This is a genomic window from Domibacillus tundrae (assembly GCF_000970675.1).
In the GTDB taxonomy this organism is placed as follows: Bacteria; Bacillota; Bacilli; order Bacillales; family Domibacillaceae; genus Domibacillus; species Domibacillus tundrae.
In genome coordinates, this window is record NZ_LAJA01000006.1 from 107,067 (window position 1) to 121,347 (window position 14,281).

18 protein-coding genes are annotated in these 14,281 nt (G+C 43.8%); 12 read left to right on the plus strand and 6 right to left on the minus strand.

The features are described 5' to 3' along the window. Positions 1-4: 4 nt before the first annotated feature. On the minus strand, positions 5-1,294 hold the full coding sequence (locus VQ00_RS07530) for a cell wall-binding repeat-containing protein (RefSeq protein WP_046179542.1): 1,290 nt from the start codon (positions 1,292-1,294) through the stop codon (positions 5-7). A gap of 122 nt (positions 1,295-1,416) precedes the next feature. Between VQ00_RS07530 and VQ00_RS18065 the strand changes: the two genes are divergently transcribed. Further along, positions 1,417-1,521 (plus strand): four-helix bundle copper-binding protein, encoded by a 105-nt coding sequence (locus VQ00_RS18065; protein WP_082091505.1) that lies wholly within the window; start codon positions 1,417-1,419, stop codon positions 1,519-1,521. A 42-nt stretch (positions 1,522-1,563) separates the two neighbouring features. On the opposite strand, the gene VQ00_RS07535 is transcribed toward VQ00_RS18065, so the two are convergent. Together VQ00_RS07535 and VQ00_RS07540 are read right to left on the minus strand one after the other, a co-directional pair. Beyond that, positions 1,564-1,878 carry a YnfA family protein gene (locus VQ00_RS07535; protein ID WP_216595826.1) on the minus strand — a complete coding sequence of 105 codons (315 nt, stop codon included), beginning with the start codon at positions 1,876-1,878 and terminating at the stop codon, positions 1,564-1,566. 27 nt (positions 1,879-1,905) lie between these two features. Next, positions 1,906-2,802: a cation diffusion facilitator family transporter gene (locus VQ00_RS07540; protein ID WP_046179543.1), complete on the minus strand. Its 897-nt coding sequence runs from the start codon at positions 2,800-2,802 to the stop codon at positions 1,906-1,908. 132 nt (positions 2,803-2,934) lie between these two features. Between VQ00_RS07540 and VQ00_RS07545 the strand changes: the two genes are divergently transcribed. From VQ00_RS07545 to VQ00_RS07560, 4 genes are all read left to right on the plus strand, one after another. Then, positions 2,935-3,303 (plus strand): ArsR/SmtB family transcription factor, encoded by a 369-nt coding sequence (locus VQ00_RS07545; protein WP_046179544.1) that lies wholly within the window; start codon positions 2,935-2,937, stop codon positions 3,301-3,303. Then, positions 3,300-5,414, plus strand: coding sequence for a heavy metal translocating P-type ATPase (locus tag VQ00_RS07550; RefSeq protein WP_046179545.1), 2,115 nt, complete (start codon positions 3,300-3,302; stop codon positions 5,412-5,414). Before VQ00_RS07545 ends, VQ00_RS07550 begins: the two co-directional genes overlap by 4 nt. Before the next feature lie 99 nt (positions 5,415-5,513). Then, on the plus strand, positions 5,514-6,425 hold the full coding sequence (locus tag VQ00_RS07555; RefSeq protein WP_052728405.1) for a superoxide dismutase: 912 nt from the start codon (positions 5,514-5,516) through the stop codon (positions 6,423-6,425). 233 nt (positions 6,426-6,658) lie between these two features. Next, the gene (locus tag VQ00_RS07560; protein ID WP_046179546.1) at positions 6,659-6,961 is read left to right on the plus strand and encodes a DUF3817 domain-containing protein; all 303 of its coding nucleotides are present in this window, start codon (positions 6,659-6,661) and stop codon (positions 6,959-6,961) included. Between the two features lie 38 nt (positions 6,962-6,999). On the opposite strand, the gene VQ00_RS07565 is transcribed toward VQ00_RS07560, so the two are convergent. Then, positions 7,000-8,205: an MFS transporter gene (locus VQ00_RS07565; RefSeq protein WP_046179547.1), complete on the minus strand. Its 1,206-nt coding sequence runs from the start codon at positions 8,203-8,205 to the stop codon at positions 7,000-7,002. Positions 8,206-8,454: 249 nt separating this feature from the next. Between VQ00_RS07565 and VQ00_RS07570 the strand changes: the two genes are divergently transcribed. Continuing rightward, positions 8,455-8,781, plus strand: coding sequence for a winged helix-turn-helix transcriptional regulator (locus tag VQ00_RS07570; RefSeq protein WP_046179548.1), 327 nt, complete (start codon positions 8,455-8,457; stop codon positions 8,779-8,781). A gap of 58 nt (positions 8,782-8,839) precedes the next feature. Here the strand turns inward: VQ00_RS07570 and VQ00_RS07575 are convergent, their stop codons facing one another. Further along, the gene (locus tag VQ00_RS07575; RefSeq protein WP_046179549.1) at positions 8,840-9,388 is read right to left on the minus strand and encodes a helix-turn-helix domain-containing protein; all 549 of its coding nucleotides are present in this window, start codon (positions 9,386-9,388) and stop codon (positions 8,840-8,842) included. A 136-nt stretch (positions 9,389-9,524) separates the two neighbouring features. On the opposite strand from VQ00_RS07575, the gene VQ00_RS07580 reads away from it, so the two are divergent. Both VQ00_RS07580 and VQ00_RS07585 read left to right on the plus strand, forming a co-directional pair. Further along, the gene (locus VQ00_RS07580) at positions 9,525-10,163 is read left to right on the plus strand and encodes an alpha/beta hydrolase (protein ID WP_046179550.1); all 639 of its coding nucleotides are present in this window, start codon (positions 9,525-9,527) and stop codon (positions 10,161-10,163) included. A 1-nt stretch (position 10,164) separates the two neighbouring features. Next, on the plus strand, positions 10,165-10,587 hold the full coding sequence (locus VQ00_RS07585) for a DoxX family protein (protein WP_046179551.1): 423 nt from the start codon (positions 10,165-10,167) through the stop codon (positions 10,585-10,587). 282 nt (positions 10,588-10,869) lie between these two features. On the opposite strand, the gene VQ00_RS18070 is transcribed toward VQ00_RS07585, so the two are convergent. Next, positions 10,870-11,064, minus strand: a complete 195-nt coding sequence (locus VQ00_RS18070; RefSeq protein WP_281175914.1) for a PadR family transcriptional regulator — start codon at positions 11,062-11,064, stop codon at positions 10,870-10,872. A gap of 79 nt (positions 11,065-11,143) precedes the next feature. On the opposite strand from VQ00_RS18070, the gene VQ00_RS07595 reads away from it, so the two are divergent. The 4 genes from VQ00_RS07595 to VQ00_RS07610 all read left to right on the plus strand — a co-directional run bounded on the left by VQ00_RS07595 (position 11,144) and on the right by VQ00_RS07610 (position 14,047). Further along, on the plus strand, positions 11,144-11,665 hold the full coding sequence (locus tag VQ00_RS07595) for a type 1 glutamine amidotransferase domain-containing protein (RefSeq protein ID WP_046179552.1): 522 nt from the start codon (positions 11,144-11,146) through the stop codon (positions 11,663-11,665). Between the two features lie 161 nt (positions 11,666-11,826). Beyond that, positions 11,827-12,612 (plus strand): transporter substrate-binding domain-containing protein, encoded by a 786-nt coding sequence (locus tag VQ00_RS07600; RefSeq protein WP_046179553.1) that lies wholly within the window; start codon positions 11,827-11,829, stop codon positions 12,610-12,612. Between the two features lie 65 nt (positions 12,613-12,677). After that, a complete protein-coding gene (locus VQ00_RS07605; RefSeq protein WP_046179554.1) occupies positions 12,678-13,322 on the plus strand; it encodes an amino acid ABC transporter permease in 645 nt (214 codons plus the stop codon). Beyond that, positions 13,319-14,047: an amino acid ABC transporter ATP-binding protein gene (locus VQ00_RS07610; RefSeq protein ID WP_046179555.1), complete on the plus strand. Its 729-nt coding sequence runs from the start codon at positions 13,319-13,321 to the stop codon at positions 14,045-14,047. Before VQ00_RS07605 ends, VQ00_RS07610 begins: the two co-directional genes overlap by 4 nt. Positions 14,048-14,281: the final 234 nt, after the last annotated feature.

Consider the following 14,281-nt stretch of genomic DNA (forward strand, 5'->3'; position numbering starts at 1 on the left):
CTTGTTAGTGACTGCCATGCCCTTCGCCGTCCGCCTGCACAATTTCCAGCTTATCATCCAGAATACCTTGTGTTTCAAATGAAATAGAATCCTGTCCGCCAGCAATAAATCCATGATTGTACGGACCCTGCGTCGGATCTTCTTCAAACGTTGGCTTGATCGTGGCAAGGAAGTCATAGACCGGTTCCGTTACTTTCCCTTCTTCAAGCCATAAAACCGGCGCATGTTTGCCTAAATGGGAAAATGGAGCGGCCGCCAGCGCTAAATCGGGTGTCGCGCTCGAAACAAACGATACACCGTGACCAGGCTCGGTTAATCCCCAGCCAAATGATGTTTCTTCATCTTTAAATTTGGCAAATTCAATGGAAGTTGATACCGGGTCTTCTCCTGCGATTCTCGTCACCTTCCCATATTCATTCAGTTCTGTTTCAATTTCTTTTGAAATAACTGAATCCGGTCCGAGTAAATAAAGCGACGCATTTTCACGCTGCCCAAGCGCTTGTTTTGTTGCTTCCGGAATCCCGCCTTTCGTCACGTACAGAACCGGCTCCGGCATATGGGCAATCCAGTTAATAGCAGGGATGGAGAAAGCTTTTGCTACTTCGTCCGCTGAGACGATAATTACGCTTTCCGGATACTTGTCTCCTGAAACGGATGCATATTTTTCATCAACAGCCGCCGCAAACTGGGCCGGGTCCGTTTCTTCTATCGCTTCTACTTGAAAGCCTTCAAGCTGGCTTTTTACCCCTTCCGATAAGTCGCCCATGATCATCACCTGCGTGCCTTCTTCATTGCCTTTTGGGTTAAGCCGCTTGATTTCATTTAATGTATCCGTTGATAATTCATTTTTATCGGTAACCAGTATAGGTCCGTTGTTTGGATGATGAATGAGGTCTGCCGCTGCCAAGGTTATTTGCCAGCTGTCATCCGGTACTAAAATAACCGTGCCCGGCTGGCTTTCTGTGTGTGTTGCCGGCCAAATCGTCTGCGATACAAGAACAGATGCCCGCACCGGGTCCTGTGCGTCAAGACGCGTTGTGTTTTTTGTATTCATGACCTGCACATTTTCCGCCGCGTTTTCGTTCATCGTCTCCGGCGCAGCCGCAAATTGAGCAAGCATATCATTGGAGACTTCAGTGCTTCCTTGCGAATTTCCCATATTTTTATCCGTGTTTTCATGATTCATATTTTCATGATCCATGCCGTCCATCTTGTCTGTTTCATCTTTGCTGCATGCTGCAAGCGCTGTTGAAAGTGCTGCGGTTAAAACCAGTCCTTTAAATGCTTTTTTCATGTTCATTTCCCCCATTCATGTAGGTGTTTTCTTTTACTGTACCTGGGAAATGTGCAGAATCTATGGATTTTGTTTTTTGTGTGTAAAGAAAAAGGAGACGGTTAAAAGAAGAAGGAATTGGGATGAACGAACAACATGTAAAAGAGTGTATTCAAGCTTGTCTGAAGTGCTTAGAAGCGTGCAACACATGTTTTGATCAATGCCTGCAGGAAGCAGATGTGAAATAGAAAAAAGCCGGAGGGATTTTTCTCCAGCTTTTTTTCTTTTTCTTAATGCCGCGGTGCCCAAAGCATAACTGCTACACCGACGAGGCAGATGCCTGCTCCAATCCAATCGTACAGATCCGGTGCTTTTTTGTCGACACCCCATCCCCATAAAACGGACAAAACAATAAACACACCGCCGTAAGCAGCGTAAACACGGCCAAATGAAGGAAATGTTTGAAACGTTGCAATGACCCCATATAATGCTAACGCGACACCGCCAACAATTCCCCACGTAAATGGCCTGCCTTCTCTGAGCCAAAGCCAGATAAGATAGCCACCGCCGATTTCCGCCAAGCCGGCTAATAAAAACATCATCATTGAATACAGCACTTTTCTCACACTTTCTTAATTGCAAGTTTCGCAGCCCGCGATTCCTTCTTTATCAATTTGAATGGTCACATGATGCAGCTCAAATTCATCGTGCAGCATTTTTTTTGCTTTTGAAAGAACCATCTGCTCGTCTTCACTTTCTTTTACGACCAAATGACAGCTGATCGCCGGAAAATCAGATGTAATAGACCAAATATGCAGGTCGTGAACACTTTGGACTTCATGTAATGAGAGAAGCTTCTCTTTTACGTTGTCGGAGTCGATATTAGACGGTGCCCCCTCCATCAAAATGTGAACTGAATCCCGTGCGACCCGACACCCGCTTATAATAATCAAAACGGCCACAATGATACTCGCGATCGGATCGGCGATATTCCAGCCGAAAAATAAAATAAGCAGCGCGGCCAAAATGGCGCCGACCGAACCAAGCAGATCGCCTAACACATGAAGAAAAGCGCTTCTGACATTAAGGTTTTCATCTTTATCCCCTCTCATCAGGATAAATGCCGCTGCGATATTCACGACCAGTCCAAGTGTCGAAATAACGAGCATTCCTGTACTAACCACTTCCGGGGGATTCATAAGCCGCTGGTATGCTTCAAAAAAGATATAAACCGAGATGGCGATTAATGTGATTCCATTAATAAACGCCGCTAAAATTTCAAACCGCTTGTAGCCGTATGTTTTTTTGCTGGAGGCTGCCTTTTCACCTAATGTCATCGCCGCATAGCTGAGACCAAGCGCTGCGGCATCGCTCAGCATATGCCCCGCATCGGACATGAGCGCCAAACTGTTTGTTAAAATACCGCCAATGACCTCGACAATCATAAAAGAAGCAATTAGGAAAAACGCCCATTTTAACGCTGATTTATTATTGCTTCCATGGTGATGATGATCATGAGAATGTCCCATCACATTTCACACTCCTTTTGGCCTTTCTTTATTTATATTCAAATAATCATTTGAATGTGTGATTGACTTTTTTTCACCCCCATCATACACTAAATATAGACAATCAAACAACTATTTGAATGAGGTGGCGGAATGACCGTAAAACCCGTTAATGATACATGTGAAACCAATTGTTTTAACGAAGATGTAGTCGGACGTGTTCAGTCGAAAATAGAAGATGTAAGCGGCGTTGAATTGCTTTTTAAAGCCTTATCGGACGCAACCCGCTTGAAAATTGTTTACGCGCTGACGATTGAAGAGGAACTTTGTGTGTGTGATGTGGCCGAAATTATTGGCTCCACCACAGCAACGGCTTCTCACCATTTGCGCCTGCTCCGCAACATGGGGCTTGCTAAGTACCGAAAAGAAGGAAAAATGGTTTATTACTCTGTAAAAGACAATCATGTTCACCAGCTGGTCAGCATTGCACTTGAGCATGCCAGAGAGGACTGGAGGCGATGAGTGAAGAAACAAAGCATGTTTACCGGCTTCAAGGCTTGTCGTGTGCCAATTGCGCTGCCAAGTTTGAAAAAAATATTCGCGATATCCAAACGGTTGAAGATGTCCAGCTGAATTTTGGTGCATCAAAAGTTGCGATCGTCGGCGATGCATCTGTTGAACAACTCGAAGCCGCCGGCGCGTTTGACGGCATTAAAGTGTACCCAGAGCGTGAAAAATTCAACGAAGAAAAAGTTCCGTTCTGGCAAAAGCGCGAAAACAAAAACACAATGGTCTCGCTGTTTTTTCTAATCTTTGGCTATATTTCCACCTTTTCTGCCGGCGAAAGCAGCCTTGTGACAATCACGATCTTTGCGCTTTCGATTTTAATTGGCGGCTATGATTTATTTAAAGTCGGCTTGAAAAACTTAGTACGATTTGAATTTGATATGAAAACGCTTATGACGGTCGCCATTATCGGTGCGGCGATCATCGGAGAATGGGGAGAAGGCGCTGTTGTCGTTTTTCTGTTTGCGTTAAGCGAAACGCTCGAAGGCTACTCAATGGACAAAGCCCGCCAGTCGATCCGCTCCCTCATGGACATTGCGCCGGATACCGCCCTTATTAAACGGGGCAATCAGGAGTTCCAGATTGCCGTCGAAGACATTCAAGTTGGCGACACGATGATCATTAAACCCGGTCAGAAAGTGGCGATGGATGGCGAAGTGATCAAAGGCCAGTCATCCATTAACCAAGCAGCTATTACAGGTGAATCGATCCCCGTTCATAAAAAAACAGGCGATGAAGTGTTTGCTGGGTCGCTTAATGAAGAAGGATTTTTAGAAGTGCGTGTCACAAAGCTTGCTGAAGACACAACCATTGCAAAAATCATTCACTTAGTCGAAGAGGCACAGGCAGAACGCGCTCCGTCTCAAGCATTCGTCGACCGCTTCGCGAAATATTATACACCCGCTATTATGGGTATCGCCCTTCTCGTTGCGGTTCTTCCTCCTCTTTTCATAGGAGGCGGCTGGTCTGAATGGATTTATCGCGGCCTTGCCGTTCTCGTTGTCGGCTGTCCGTGCGCCCTTGTTATTTCAACACCCGTCGCCATTGTAACAGCGATCGGAAACGCAGCTAAAAATGGCGTCTTGATTAAAGGCGGTATTCATTTGGAGGAAACAGGCCGTTTGAAGGTTGTCGCATTTGATAAAACGGGCACGTTAACAGAAGGAAAACCGGAAGTGACGGATATTGCTTCATTGTCTGATATGACCGAACATGAACTTTTGTCCGTTGCTGCGGCGCTTGAGACGTTTTCCCAGCACCCGCTCGCATCCGCCATTCTCCGGAAAGCGGCTGCGGAAAAAGCAATGCTGTACACAGCTGATGATTTCCAGTCGTTAACCGGCAAAGGAGCCAAAGCGGCTATTAATGGCACAGTCTATTATATCGGCAGCCCAAAATTATTCGAAGACATGCTGGCTATTCCCGAACATGTACAGCAGAGCGTTTCTCAGCTGCAGGCGCAAGGAAAAACAGTCATGCTGATTGGAACCGGCGAAGAAATAAAAGGCTATACAGCCGTAGCGGACCAAGTGCGCGACAGCAGCTTATCGATTATCCAAAAGCTAAAAAAAATCGGCATCGAAAAAACGGTCATGCTGACAGGCGACAACAAAGCGGCCGGTGCCTCCATTGGCAAACAGCTTGGACTAACCGACGTGCAGGCAGAGCTCATGCCCCAAGATAAACTGGACGTGATCAAATCACTGCGAGCGCAACACGGACATGTCGCAATGGTCGGTGACGGCATTAACGATGCCCCGGCATTAGCCAGTGCCTCTGTCGGCATCGCCATGGGCGGCGCGGGAACAGACACCGCACTTGAAACGGCCGATATTGCCCTCATGGCCGATGATTTGGAGAAGCTTCCTTATACGATCGCGCTCAGCCGAAAAACATTACACGTCATCAAGCAGAACATCGCGTTTGCATTCGGCCTGAAGCTCCTGGCGCTGCTGCTTATTATCCCGGGCTGGCTCACTCTTTGGATGGCGGTTTTTGCTGACGTTGGCTCCACGTTAATTGTCGTCTTGAATTCAATGCGGTTAATGAAAACCAAATATAAATAAAGAAAAAATCAAGCGATCCACACTTCCTCCATGCTTTTTTTAACACTAATCATCTTTAGCTCATAACCTGTTAAAAGGCACATGGAGGAGGTAAAATAAGTGTTTTCACATGAAAAAGCGTATCAGATATCTTTATTGAATTGGTGTAAAGAGGTTGAGCACCACTGGAAATCCGTACGGGAAAAAGCAGGTCATGTTGACGAAAAGGCTTTACAGCAATGGGAAAAGACATTCTCTTCATTAAAAAAAGAAGTAGAAAAAGAAAATCCGAAACTGGGTTACCAAGCACTAGGCAATAAGGCAGCAGCTTTATATGCTCAGCTCAATCTCTTATTACGTCCGTCTGAATTAGCGCCCACTCAGAAGAAAAGTAAAAAACATCAAGTCGTTCCAATCGGAGGGCACCGCCTGCCTCCACTTCCTTATGCATATAATGCCTTAGAGCCTGTAATCTCAGAAGAAATTATGAAGCTTCATCACGATAAGCACCACCAAAGCTACGTAGACGGACTTAATAAAGCAGAGCTGGAAATGCAAAAAGCACGTAAAAGCGGCGATTTCAGCTTAATTAAACATTGGGAACGAGAAGCAGCGTTTCACGGTGCCGGTCATTACCTGCACACGATTTTTTGGACAGTTATGAGCCCGAATGGCGGAGGCAACCCATCAGGTGACCTCAACAGAGCAATAACTGAAGCTTTTGGAAGCTTTGAGCAGTTTAAAAAGCACTTCTCAGAAGCAGCAAAAAATGTAGAAGGTGCCGGTTGGGCGATTCTCGTTTGGTCTCCCCGTTCTCATCGTTTAGAGATTTTAACGGCTGAAAAACATCAGAACCTGACTCAATGGGATGTTATTCCACTACTTGTTTTAGATGTTTGGGAACACGCCTATTATCTGCAATATAAAAACGAGCGCGCTAAATATGTTGATGCCTGGTGGAAGATTGTCAATTGGAAAGAAGTTGAACGGCGGTTTAATAAAGCAAAAGAGATTATGTGGCATCCTTATTAAAGTAAAAAGACGGAGAGATAGCTTTTCTTTCCGTCTTTTTGCATGCAAATAGGAGACTTCTCTTCTTTGCCTTTTTCTTGTTCTAGAAATTTAGTAAGACAATCAATTTTCCCGGTTGAAGTTGAACTTTTGAAAAAAGACTGACAATCTCGTGAACAGTCAATGAAAAACGTGAATTCTGTCCATGCATCCGCTATCCTTAAAGAAACGATATCCCTATATTGGAGGCATTTATGTTAAAAACAACTGTTGGCAAGCTGCGGTTTGCGGGCTATTTTGAAGGAATCTCGCTGCTTGTTCTTTTATTTATTGCGATGCCGATGAAATACTGGTTTGATATTCCGGAAGCAGTCCGCATCGTCGGGTCCATACACGGCGCACTATTTATTACGTACTGTATCATCATTGCCTATGTGACTTTGAAAACGCGCTGGAACCTCATTTGGCCGATTCTAGCTGTCATTGTGGCGTTTATTCCATTTGGCAATTTTATTTTGGACAAAAAGCTGCATCAGCTTGAAAAAGTACATGGATAAAAACAGAGTCCGGACATAAATCCGGACTCTGTTTTTTATTATTCTTTTTCTAATTTGGACGATAGAGCGGTTAAGAGAATCGCTCCCATAACCATTATCCCGCCAACCCACGGCGTATGGACCAAACCGATGGAATCAACGACAAGTCCGCCGATCGTTGCACCGGCTGCGATGCCAATGTTGAATGCAGCAATGTTTAACGCGGAAGCAACGTCCACTGCGGAAGGGACATATTTCTCTGCCAGCTGAACAACGTATAACTGAAGGCCGGGCACATTCATAAATGCGAGGAGCCCCATTAAGATTACCCCAATAAGCCCGGCAATTTTAAACGGAATCAGGAAAGACATAATTACAAGAATGGCCGCCTGCGCGATAAACATCCAAAAAAGTGCATGAACTGGATTGTGATTGGCAAGCCTGCCGCCGACTTCATTGCCGATCGCCACTGCAACCCCGTATACAAGCAGAACAATGCTGATCATTCCAGGTTTCAAGCCCGTTACATCCTGCAAAATCGGTGTTAAATACGTAAACGCCACGAATGTGCCGCCGTACCCGAGTGCAGTAATCGCGAGCCCTATTACTATATTTTTATTTGTCATAAGACGGAACATATCCGAAAACTTAGCCGGCGGTGACTGTTTTAAATTTTTTGGCATTAACAGGGCAACTGCCACAATTGATATAACACCAAGCAGCGCCACACCCCAGAACGTTGCCCGCCAGCCGAATGTCTGACCAATAAACGTGCCGAGTGGAACACCTGTGACGGTGGCAACAGTCAAGCCGGTAAACATTAACGCAATTGCGCTCGCTTTTTTATGAGGAGGCACAAGCTGCACCGCAATCGTTGCTCCAATGGAAAAAAAGACACCGTGTGAAAACGCGGTAATAAAGCGGGCAATAATTAATATTTCAAACGAAGCAGCTGTTGCTGCCACGATATTTCCGACAATAAAGACAGCCATTAATGACATAAGCAGCGATTTCCGGCTCATCCGGTTCGTTAAGGCAGTCAGCACAGGTGCCCCAACGGCAACACCGACCGCATAGCCGGAAATTAACAGCCCAGCCATTGTAATCCCAATATTTAAATCGTCCGCAATGGAAGCAAGCAGTCCAACCGGAACAAATTCGGTTGTTCCAATTCCAAATGCACTGATTGCTAGTGCCCATAAGGCGAGTGTACTTTTTGATGAAGCATTTTCTTGAGTAGAAGATGCATGAAGTGTTTGACTCATTTTTTATTCCTCCTTGTTTTTAGAGCGGCGGGCCCTTGCCGTCTCTTCGTAAAGATCATTATGAATGGTAAAATCCAAAATAAAAAGTACGTACTTTTTTGTATCATAGGAACTTTAAAGTACCTATAGTCATTTATGATCTTTTGTTTCATTCCTGTGTATGCTATTATGAAAGCAATCAAACAAAAAGAGAAGTACGTACTTTAAAGTAATGCAGGTACTTTTTAGTGCCTATAAGGAGGAAACAGCGTGGCTTACAACATTCCGGTTGAGGCGACACTCGACGTCATCGGCGGTAAATGGAAAGTCGTCATTATGTGCCATTTAATTAAAGGAGAAAAGCGTACGAGTGAGCTAAAAAAGTTAATGCCTGGCATTACGCAAAAAATGCTCACGCAGCAGCTGCGTGAGCTTGAATCAGACGGCGTCGTGAATCGAACCGTATTTGAACAGGTGCCGCCAAAAGTTGTTTATTCATTAACCGAATACGGCTGGTCGCTCCGCCCGATTTTAGATGCGATGTGCGCCTGGGGTGAAGGGCACATTGAATTGACTGGTGAGGAAGTTGTTCAATAATATTCACCTGAAAAAAGGCTGTCTCAAATACAAATTGAGACAGCTTTTTTCTTTACCTTCATAGCACATCCGCAGACTCGCCGCCCGTATAAACGGCAATAAGCACAATCGCGGTACCTTCTCCAACGTTTTGAACAAAATGCGGCACGCACGCATTCCAGCTGAAGGCATCGCCTTCCTCAAGTACAACCGAGTCTTCTCCCTGCTCCGCTAAAATCTTTCCTTGCAGTACAAGGTGGCATTCTTCTCCTTCGTGGGCATGGGAGGCATCTCCCGTTGAGGCTCCTGGCGGAAATTCAACCCGCTGCATCGTCAATCCCCCTTTAGACGTTAAATGCTCTACTTTAATTTTTTCTTTTGAATACGTTGTATATTGGCGCTCTTCTTTACGGACTACCCTCATCTTCTGTTCTTTTTCTAAAAGCAGATAAGGCAGTGGAATGTTAAGAAACTGCGCCACTGCCTGCAGCGATTGAATGGAAGGTGACGTATTGTTGTTCTCCATATTGCTGATAAACCCTTTGGATAAGCCTGTTCCTTCGCTCATCTGGGCAATAGTAATATTTTTTCTGTTACGAATGGCGCGAATAGTTGATCCAATGTCCATGAATATCTCCTTCTTTGTTTACTAATAGAAAACTTAATTACATATTAACAAAAAAACGCTTGACTTTCTATAGCGAAAGTTGTTATCTTATAATAAATAATTATTCATATCAGAAAACAAAGGAGGTTTGTATGATATGAATTATGCGCTTCGCACACCGGCTCATGTGGAAGAAGGAAAACAATATCCAGCTATTTTTTTAATGCATGGTCTTGGAAGCAATGAGCAGGATCTTTTGCCTCTGCTGGATGAACTTGAAGATGTTTACGTGTTTAGCATACGCGGTCCGCTTTCACAGCCGCCCGGGTTCGCTTTTTTCACCATTCAAGGGTTTGGCAATCCACATCGTCCCGTATTTGAAGAAACGGTAGAAAAGATTACGGATTTTATTGATTATGCCTGCAGTCATTATCCGGTTGATCCGGGGTGCCTTTATACGATGGGCTTTAGCCAGGGGGCTATTTTAGCGATGACACTCGGTCTTTCATTAAACGGGCGCATTAAAGGCGCAGCGGCGCTGAGCGGGTATATTCCATCTTTCGTTCAAGAGGCATATCCGGAGAAGCTAGCCTATCCGCTGTCACTATTTATTTCACATGGCGAAACAGATCCGATTTTCCCACTGTCTTGGGGAGAAGCGAATACCAAATTCTTCGAGAAACGCGAAGCTGATGTGGTCTTTCACATCGATCCGTCTGGCCACGCTGTGTCACAAGCTGTACAAAAAAATCTTATTCAATGGTTTCAAGCCATTAATGATGGAGGAGAAAATTAATATGAATCGTTATGCAGAATGGAGCACTTTTATTATTCGTCTTGTTTTAGGAATTACGTTTTTTGTTCATGGAGTGGTGAAATTTCAAGGGGGAATCGCCAACACAGCGGGCTGGTTCGACAGTATCGGACTGCCCGGCATGCTTGCTTATGCTGTTGCTTTTATCGAAACAGCTGGCGGTTTGGCGCTTATTTTAGGCGTCGGCACGCGTGTTTTCTCCGCACTATTAGCGGTTGTGATGGTTGCCGCTATCTTTAAAGTAAAACTTGCAGCCGGTTTTCTCGGAAATGGACAAATGGCCGGTTATGAACTAGATCTTGCTTTGCTTGCGATGTCGGTTTCTCTTGCTTTGACAGGCAGCTCTTTCTTGGCGCTTGATCAGTTTTTTGGCAAAGACAGTGATGAAACAATTGAAGCTCGCTAACTAAAAGAAAAACAACCGGAATCAGCATTCCGGTTGTTTTTTCGCTTTCATAAAAATCGGCCAAACAATAGTGAAAAGACATGCGATAATACTCACTGCGGCACTACCGTATAAAATGGTTTCCTCATTCGCATTAATCCGCTCCATAAAAAATGCCGGCCCAAACATAACAAGTGGAATGATGATACTGAACCACGTTTTACTCCAAATGGATGCAGCGATAAATATAAGTACAAATTATCGATAAGTTGCTCGCTTTTCGCTGACAGTACATCCATCCCATTAAAATAACTGGTTCATAGCCGATGAAAGCTCAAACCATTTTTCTTTAAACTCCACCAGCTCTTCCTGTCCTTTTCCGGTAATCGTATAATACTTTCGCTTCGGGCCGCTTGGCGATTTTTTCATCGTCGTCTCCACCAGCCCCTCTTTTTGCATCCGGATCAGCACCAGGTAAATAATTCCTTTATCTGGTATAACAAAATACCGGGGTTATCGTTTTTGAATGCGTCATGCCTCTGTTACACTAAAAGAAACAAATAGAGGAGGAATTTTGATGCGGCTACAGGATAAAAAAGTCATTGCGCTTGTCGAAGAAGAATTTGAAGATTTAGAGCTGTGGTACCCGATTTTGCGGCTTCAGGAAGAAGGAGCAACGGTGCATCTTGTTGGCAAAAAAGCCGGGAAAAAATACATTGGCAAGTACGGGGTGCCGGCGGAAGCGGAGTATTCATTTGAAGAGATCAACGTGGATGATTACGATGCGATTCTTGTGCCAGGCGGCTGGGCGCCGGATAAATTGCGCCGCTACCCAGAAGTTCTTGATTTTGTCCGTTCAATGGATGCAGCGAAAAAGCCAATCGGGCAAATTTGCCATGCAGGATGGGTATTGGTTTCAGCAAATATTTTACAGGGTAAACGAGTAACTAGTACCCCGGGTATTAAAGATGATATGACAAATGCTGGCGCTACATGGCATGATGATCCGGTAATCGTTGACGGCCATATTATCTCCAGCCGACGCCCGCCGGACCTGCCTCCTTATGTAAAAGCATTTGCCGATAAATTGGCTGAGTGACCGGCTTGTTCATACTATACTTTTCAACTAAATGAAATAACTGCTTTTTATTTGTATACCTTTTCACAATTATTGTTAGATAATCTAACAGAGAAGGCAACATTTCTTATCTGTTACTTTATGATAATGAAAGACAAAAATTATATAAAAGGCGGGGTTAGATGAAGAAGTTAAAGTGGATTAGTTTATTTCTGGTTTTCACTCTCTTTTTAGCTGCTTGTGGCAATAGTGAAAGTGAAACTTCAGACGAAGGTTCAGGTTCAAGCGGCGAAAACACTGTGTATAAAGTAGGGATTGACACAACCTATCCTCCATTTGAATTCGAAGAGAATGGAGAATACACAGGTATTGACATTGATTTAATTACTGCCATTGCGGAAAAGCAAGGCTTTGAAATTGAATTTTCACCGATGGACTTTGGAGGGATTATTCCCGCTATGCAGGCAGGTCAGCTTGATGTGGCCATTGCCGGAATGAGTATTACCGATGACCGCAAGAAAGTTGTGGACTTTTCAGACCCTTATTTTGATGCAGGTCTTTCTCTCGTTGTCCAAGAAGGCAATACAGATATTGAGTCGGCAGATGATTTAAAAGGCAAAAAAGTTGCTGTTAAAAAAGGCACAACAGGTGCTACTTATGCAACAGAAAATACGGAAAAACTGGGCATTGAAGTTGTTCAATTTAATGACAGCCCGGCGATGTTCCAGGAAGTAGCGAATGGAAATGCAGATGTTCTGATTGAAGATTATCCGGTTATTGCCTACGCGATTGCCCAAAAAGACCTTGGTTTGAAAATCGTTGGGGACCGCTTGAATGGTGATCAATACGGAATTGCTGTACTAAAAGGTGAAAATACGGAATTGCTCGAAAAAATCAATACAGGTCTTGCAGAAATGAAAGAAGACGGATCATATGATGAAATTATCAACAAATATTTAGGTGAATAAATGATTTTAAAAAGTTGGGCGCGCAGTTCCCTTGCGCGTTTTTCTTATGAAAGGAGCTGAAGTACGTGGATACAATTATTACAATCCTTCCGTACTTACTGGAAGGTCTTAAAACCACCCTTTATATTTTCATCGTCGCTGTTATTCTTGGATTTGCTATTGGTCTCGTTATCGCTTTGTTTCGTTTATCCCCAATTAAAATTTTAAATTGGATCGCTAAAGCATTCGTTAATATTATTCGTGGAACACCGTTTATTGTTCAGTTGTTTTTCATTTATTTCGGATTAAATTCGCTGCAAATTTTTTCAATGGATAATACAACAGCCGGTATTGTCACAGTAGCCATAAATGCAGGTGCTTATTTTGCGGAAATTATCCGGGCTGGGATTCTATCTGTTGATAAAGGCCAGACAGAAGCAGCCCGTTCGCTTGGAATGACCAGCACGCAAAACATGGTTTCTATTATTCTCCCACAGGCGTTTAGAAGAATGCTTCCAACCATTACGAACCAGTCCATCATCAGTTTAAAAGATACTTCCCTTCTTTCAGTCATCGGTATTGCCGATTTAACCCAAAGAGGGCAAATTCAAGCTTCTGCTACCTTTGAAGCATTCAGTGTCTGGATTACAGTCGGTGTCTTGTATTTTATTATTATTTATTTGTTAACACTGCTGGCTAATTTCCTGGAAAGGAGATTTGAATTAAGATGAGTATAATCTCAGTGAAAAACTTAAAAAAGTCATTCGGTCCCAATGAAGTGTTGAAAGACATTAATGCGGAAATTCAAGAGCGAGAAGTAGTGTGTGTCATTGGTCCTTCCGGATCAGGCAAAAGTACATTTCTGCGGTGCTTAAACCGTCTTGAGGATATAACCGGCGGACAGGTTATCATTAACGGACAGGATATTACCAGTCCAAAAATCAACATTAATAAAGTCCGGCAGCAGGTCGGCATGGTATTCCAGCAATTCAATTTGTTTCCGCATAAAACAGTGTTAGAAAATGTCATGATTGCTCCTATTAAAGTTCATTCTCTTTCAAAAGAAAGCGTGAAGGAAAACGCGCTCGCCTTGCTTGGAAAAGTAGGTTTGCGTGAAAAAGCGCAGCAGTATCCCGGGGAATTGTCCGGCGGCCAGAAACAGCGTGTCGCCATCGCGCGTGCACTCGCCATGAATCCAAAGATTATGCTGTTTGATGAACCAACATCGGCCCTTGATCCTGAAATGGTTGGAGATGTACTTGAAGTAATGAAACAACTCGCAAAAGAAGGAATGACGATGGTTGTCGTCACACATGAAATGGGGTTTGCCCGTGAAGTAGGCGATCGCGTCCTTTTCATGGACGGCGGGTATATTGTGGAGGAAAATGAACCGATCCAGTTATTCAGCAATCCACAGCATGAACGTACAAAAGCCTTTTTAAGCAAAGTGTTGTAAGGCAGTAGGAATAAGAAAGTGTAAAACTGGTCGTTCACTTTTACCGGCTGAGATTTTTTATTTTTAAGAAGGTTCCCTCGACTCTTCCATTACGTCAAGAAAAGAAGACTATGTACAAATAACTTCTCATTTCCCGAAAAAAAAAGCAGCATGCTTGATTCCCGGAAAATGAGAAGTTTAATCGTAATAGCGTTCTGCCAAATCAAAAAATAGACTTATTTTTATTTGTTAAAA

Coding starts and splice junctions, on each gene's coding strand:
- VQ00_RS07550 (WP_046179545.1), top strand. CDS start 3,300: ATGAGTGAAGAAACAAAGCATGTTTACCGGCTTCAAGGCTTGTCGTGT.
- VQ00_RS07535 (WP_216595826.1), bottom strand. CDS start 1,878: ATGATGATGTTTTTATTAGCCGGCTTGGCGGAAATCGGCGGTGGCTAT.
- VQ00_RS07565 (WP_046179547.1), bottom strand. CDS start 8,205: ATGAGTCAAACACTTCATGCATCTTCTACTCAAGAAAATGCTTCATCA.
- VQ00_RS07540 (WP_046179543.1), bottom strand. CDS start 2,802: ATGGGACATTCTCATGATCATCATCACCATGGAAGCAATAATAAATCA.
- VQ00_RS07595 (WP_046179552.1), top strand. CDS start 11,144: ATGCGGCTACAGGATAAAAAAGTCATTGCGCTTGTCGAAGAAGAATTT.
- VQ00_RS07530 (WP_046179542.1), bottom strand. CDS start 1,294: ATGAAAAAAGCATTTAAAGGACTGGTTTTAACCGCAGCACTTTCAACA.
- VQ00_RS07585 (WP_046179551.1), top strand. CDS start 10,165: ATGAATCGTTATGCAGAATGGAGCACTTTTATTATTCGTCTTGTTTTA.
- VQ00_RS07560 (WP_046179546.1), top strand. CDS start 6,659: ATGTTAAAAACAACTGTTGGCAAGCTGCGGTTTGCGGGCTATTTTGAA.
- VQ00_RS07575 (WP_046179549.1), bottom strand. CDS start 9,388: ATGGACATTGGATCAACTATTCGCGCCATTCGTAACAGAAAAAATATT.
- VQ00_RS07545 (WP_046179544.1), top strand. CDS start 2,935: ATGACCGTAAAACCCGTTAATGATACATGTGAAACCAATTGTTTTAAC.
- VQ00_RS07600 (WP_046179553.1), top strand. CDS start 11,827: ATGAAGAAGTTAAAGTGGATTAGTTTATTTCTGGTTTTCACTCTCTTT.
- VQ00_RS18065 (WP_082091505.1), top strand. CDS start 1,417: ATGAACGAACAACATGTAAAAGAGTGTATTCAAGCTTGTCTGAAGTGC.
- VQ00_RS07580 (WP_046179550.1), top strand. CDS start 9,525: ATGAATTATGCGCTTCGCACACCGGCTCATGTGGAAGAAGGAAAACAA.
- VQ00_RS07610 (WP_046179555.1), top strand. CDS start 13,319: ATGAGTATAATCTCAGTGAAAAACTTAAAAAAGTCATTCGGTCCCAAT.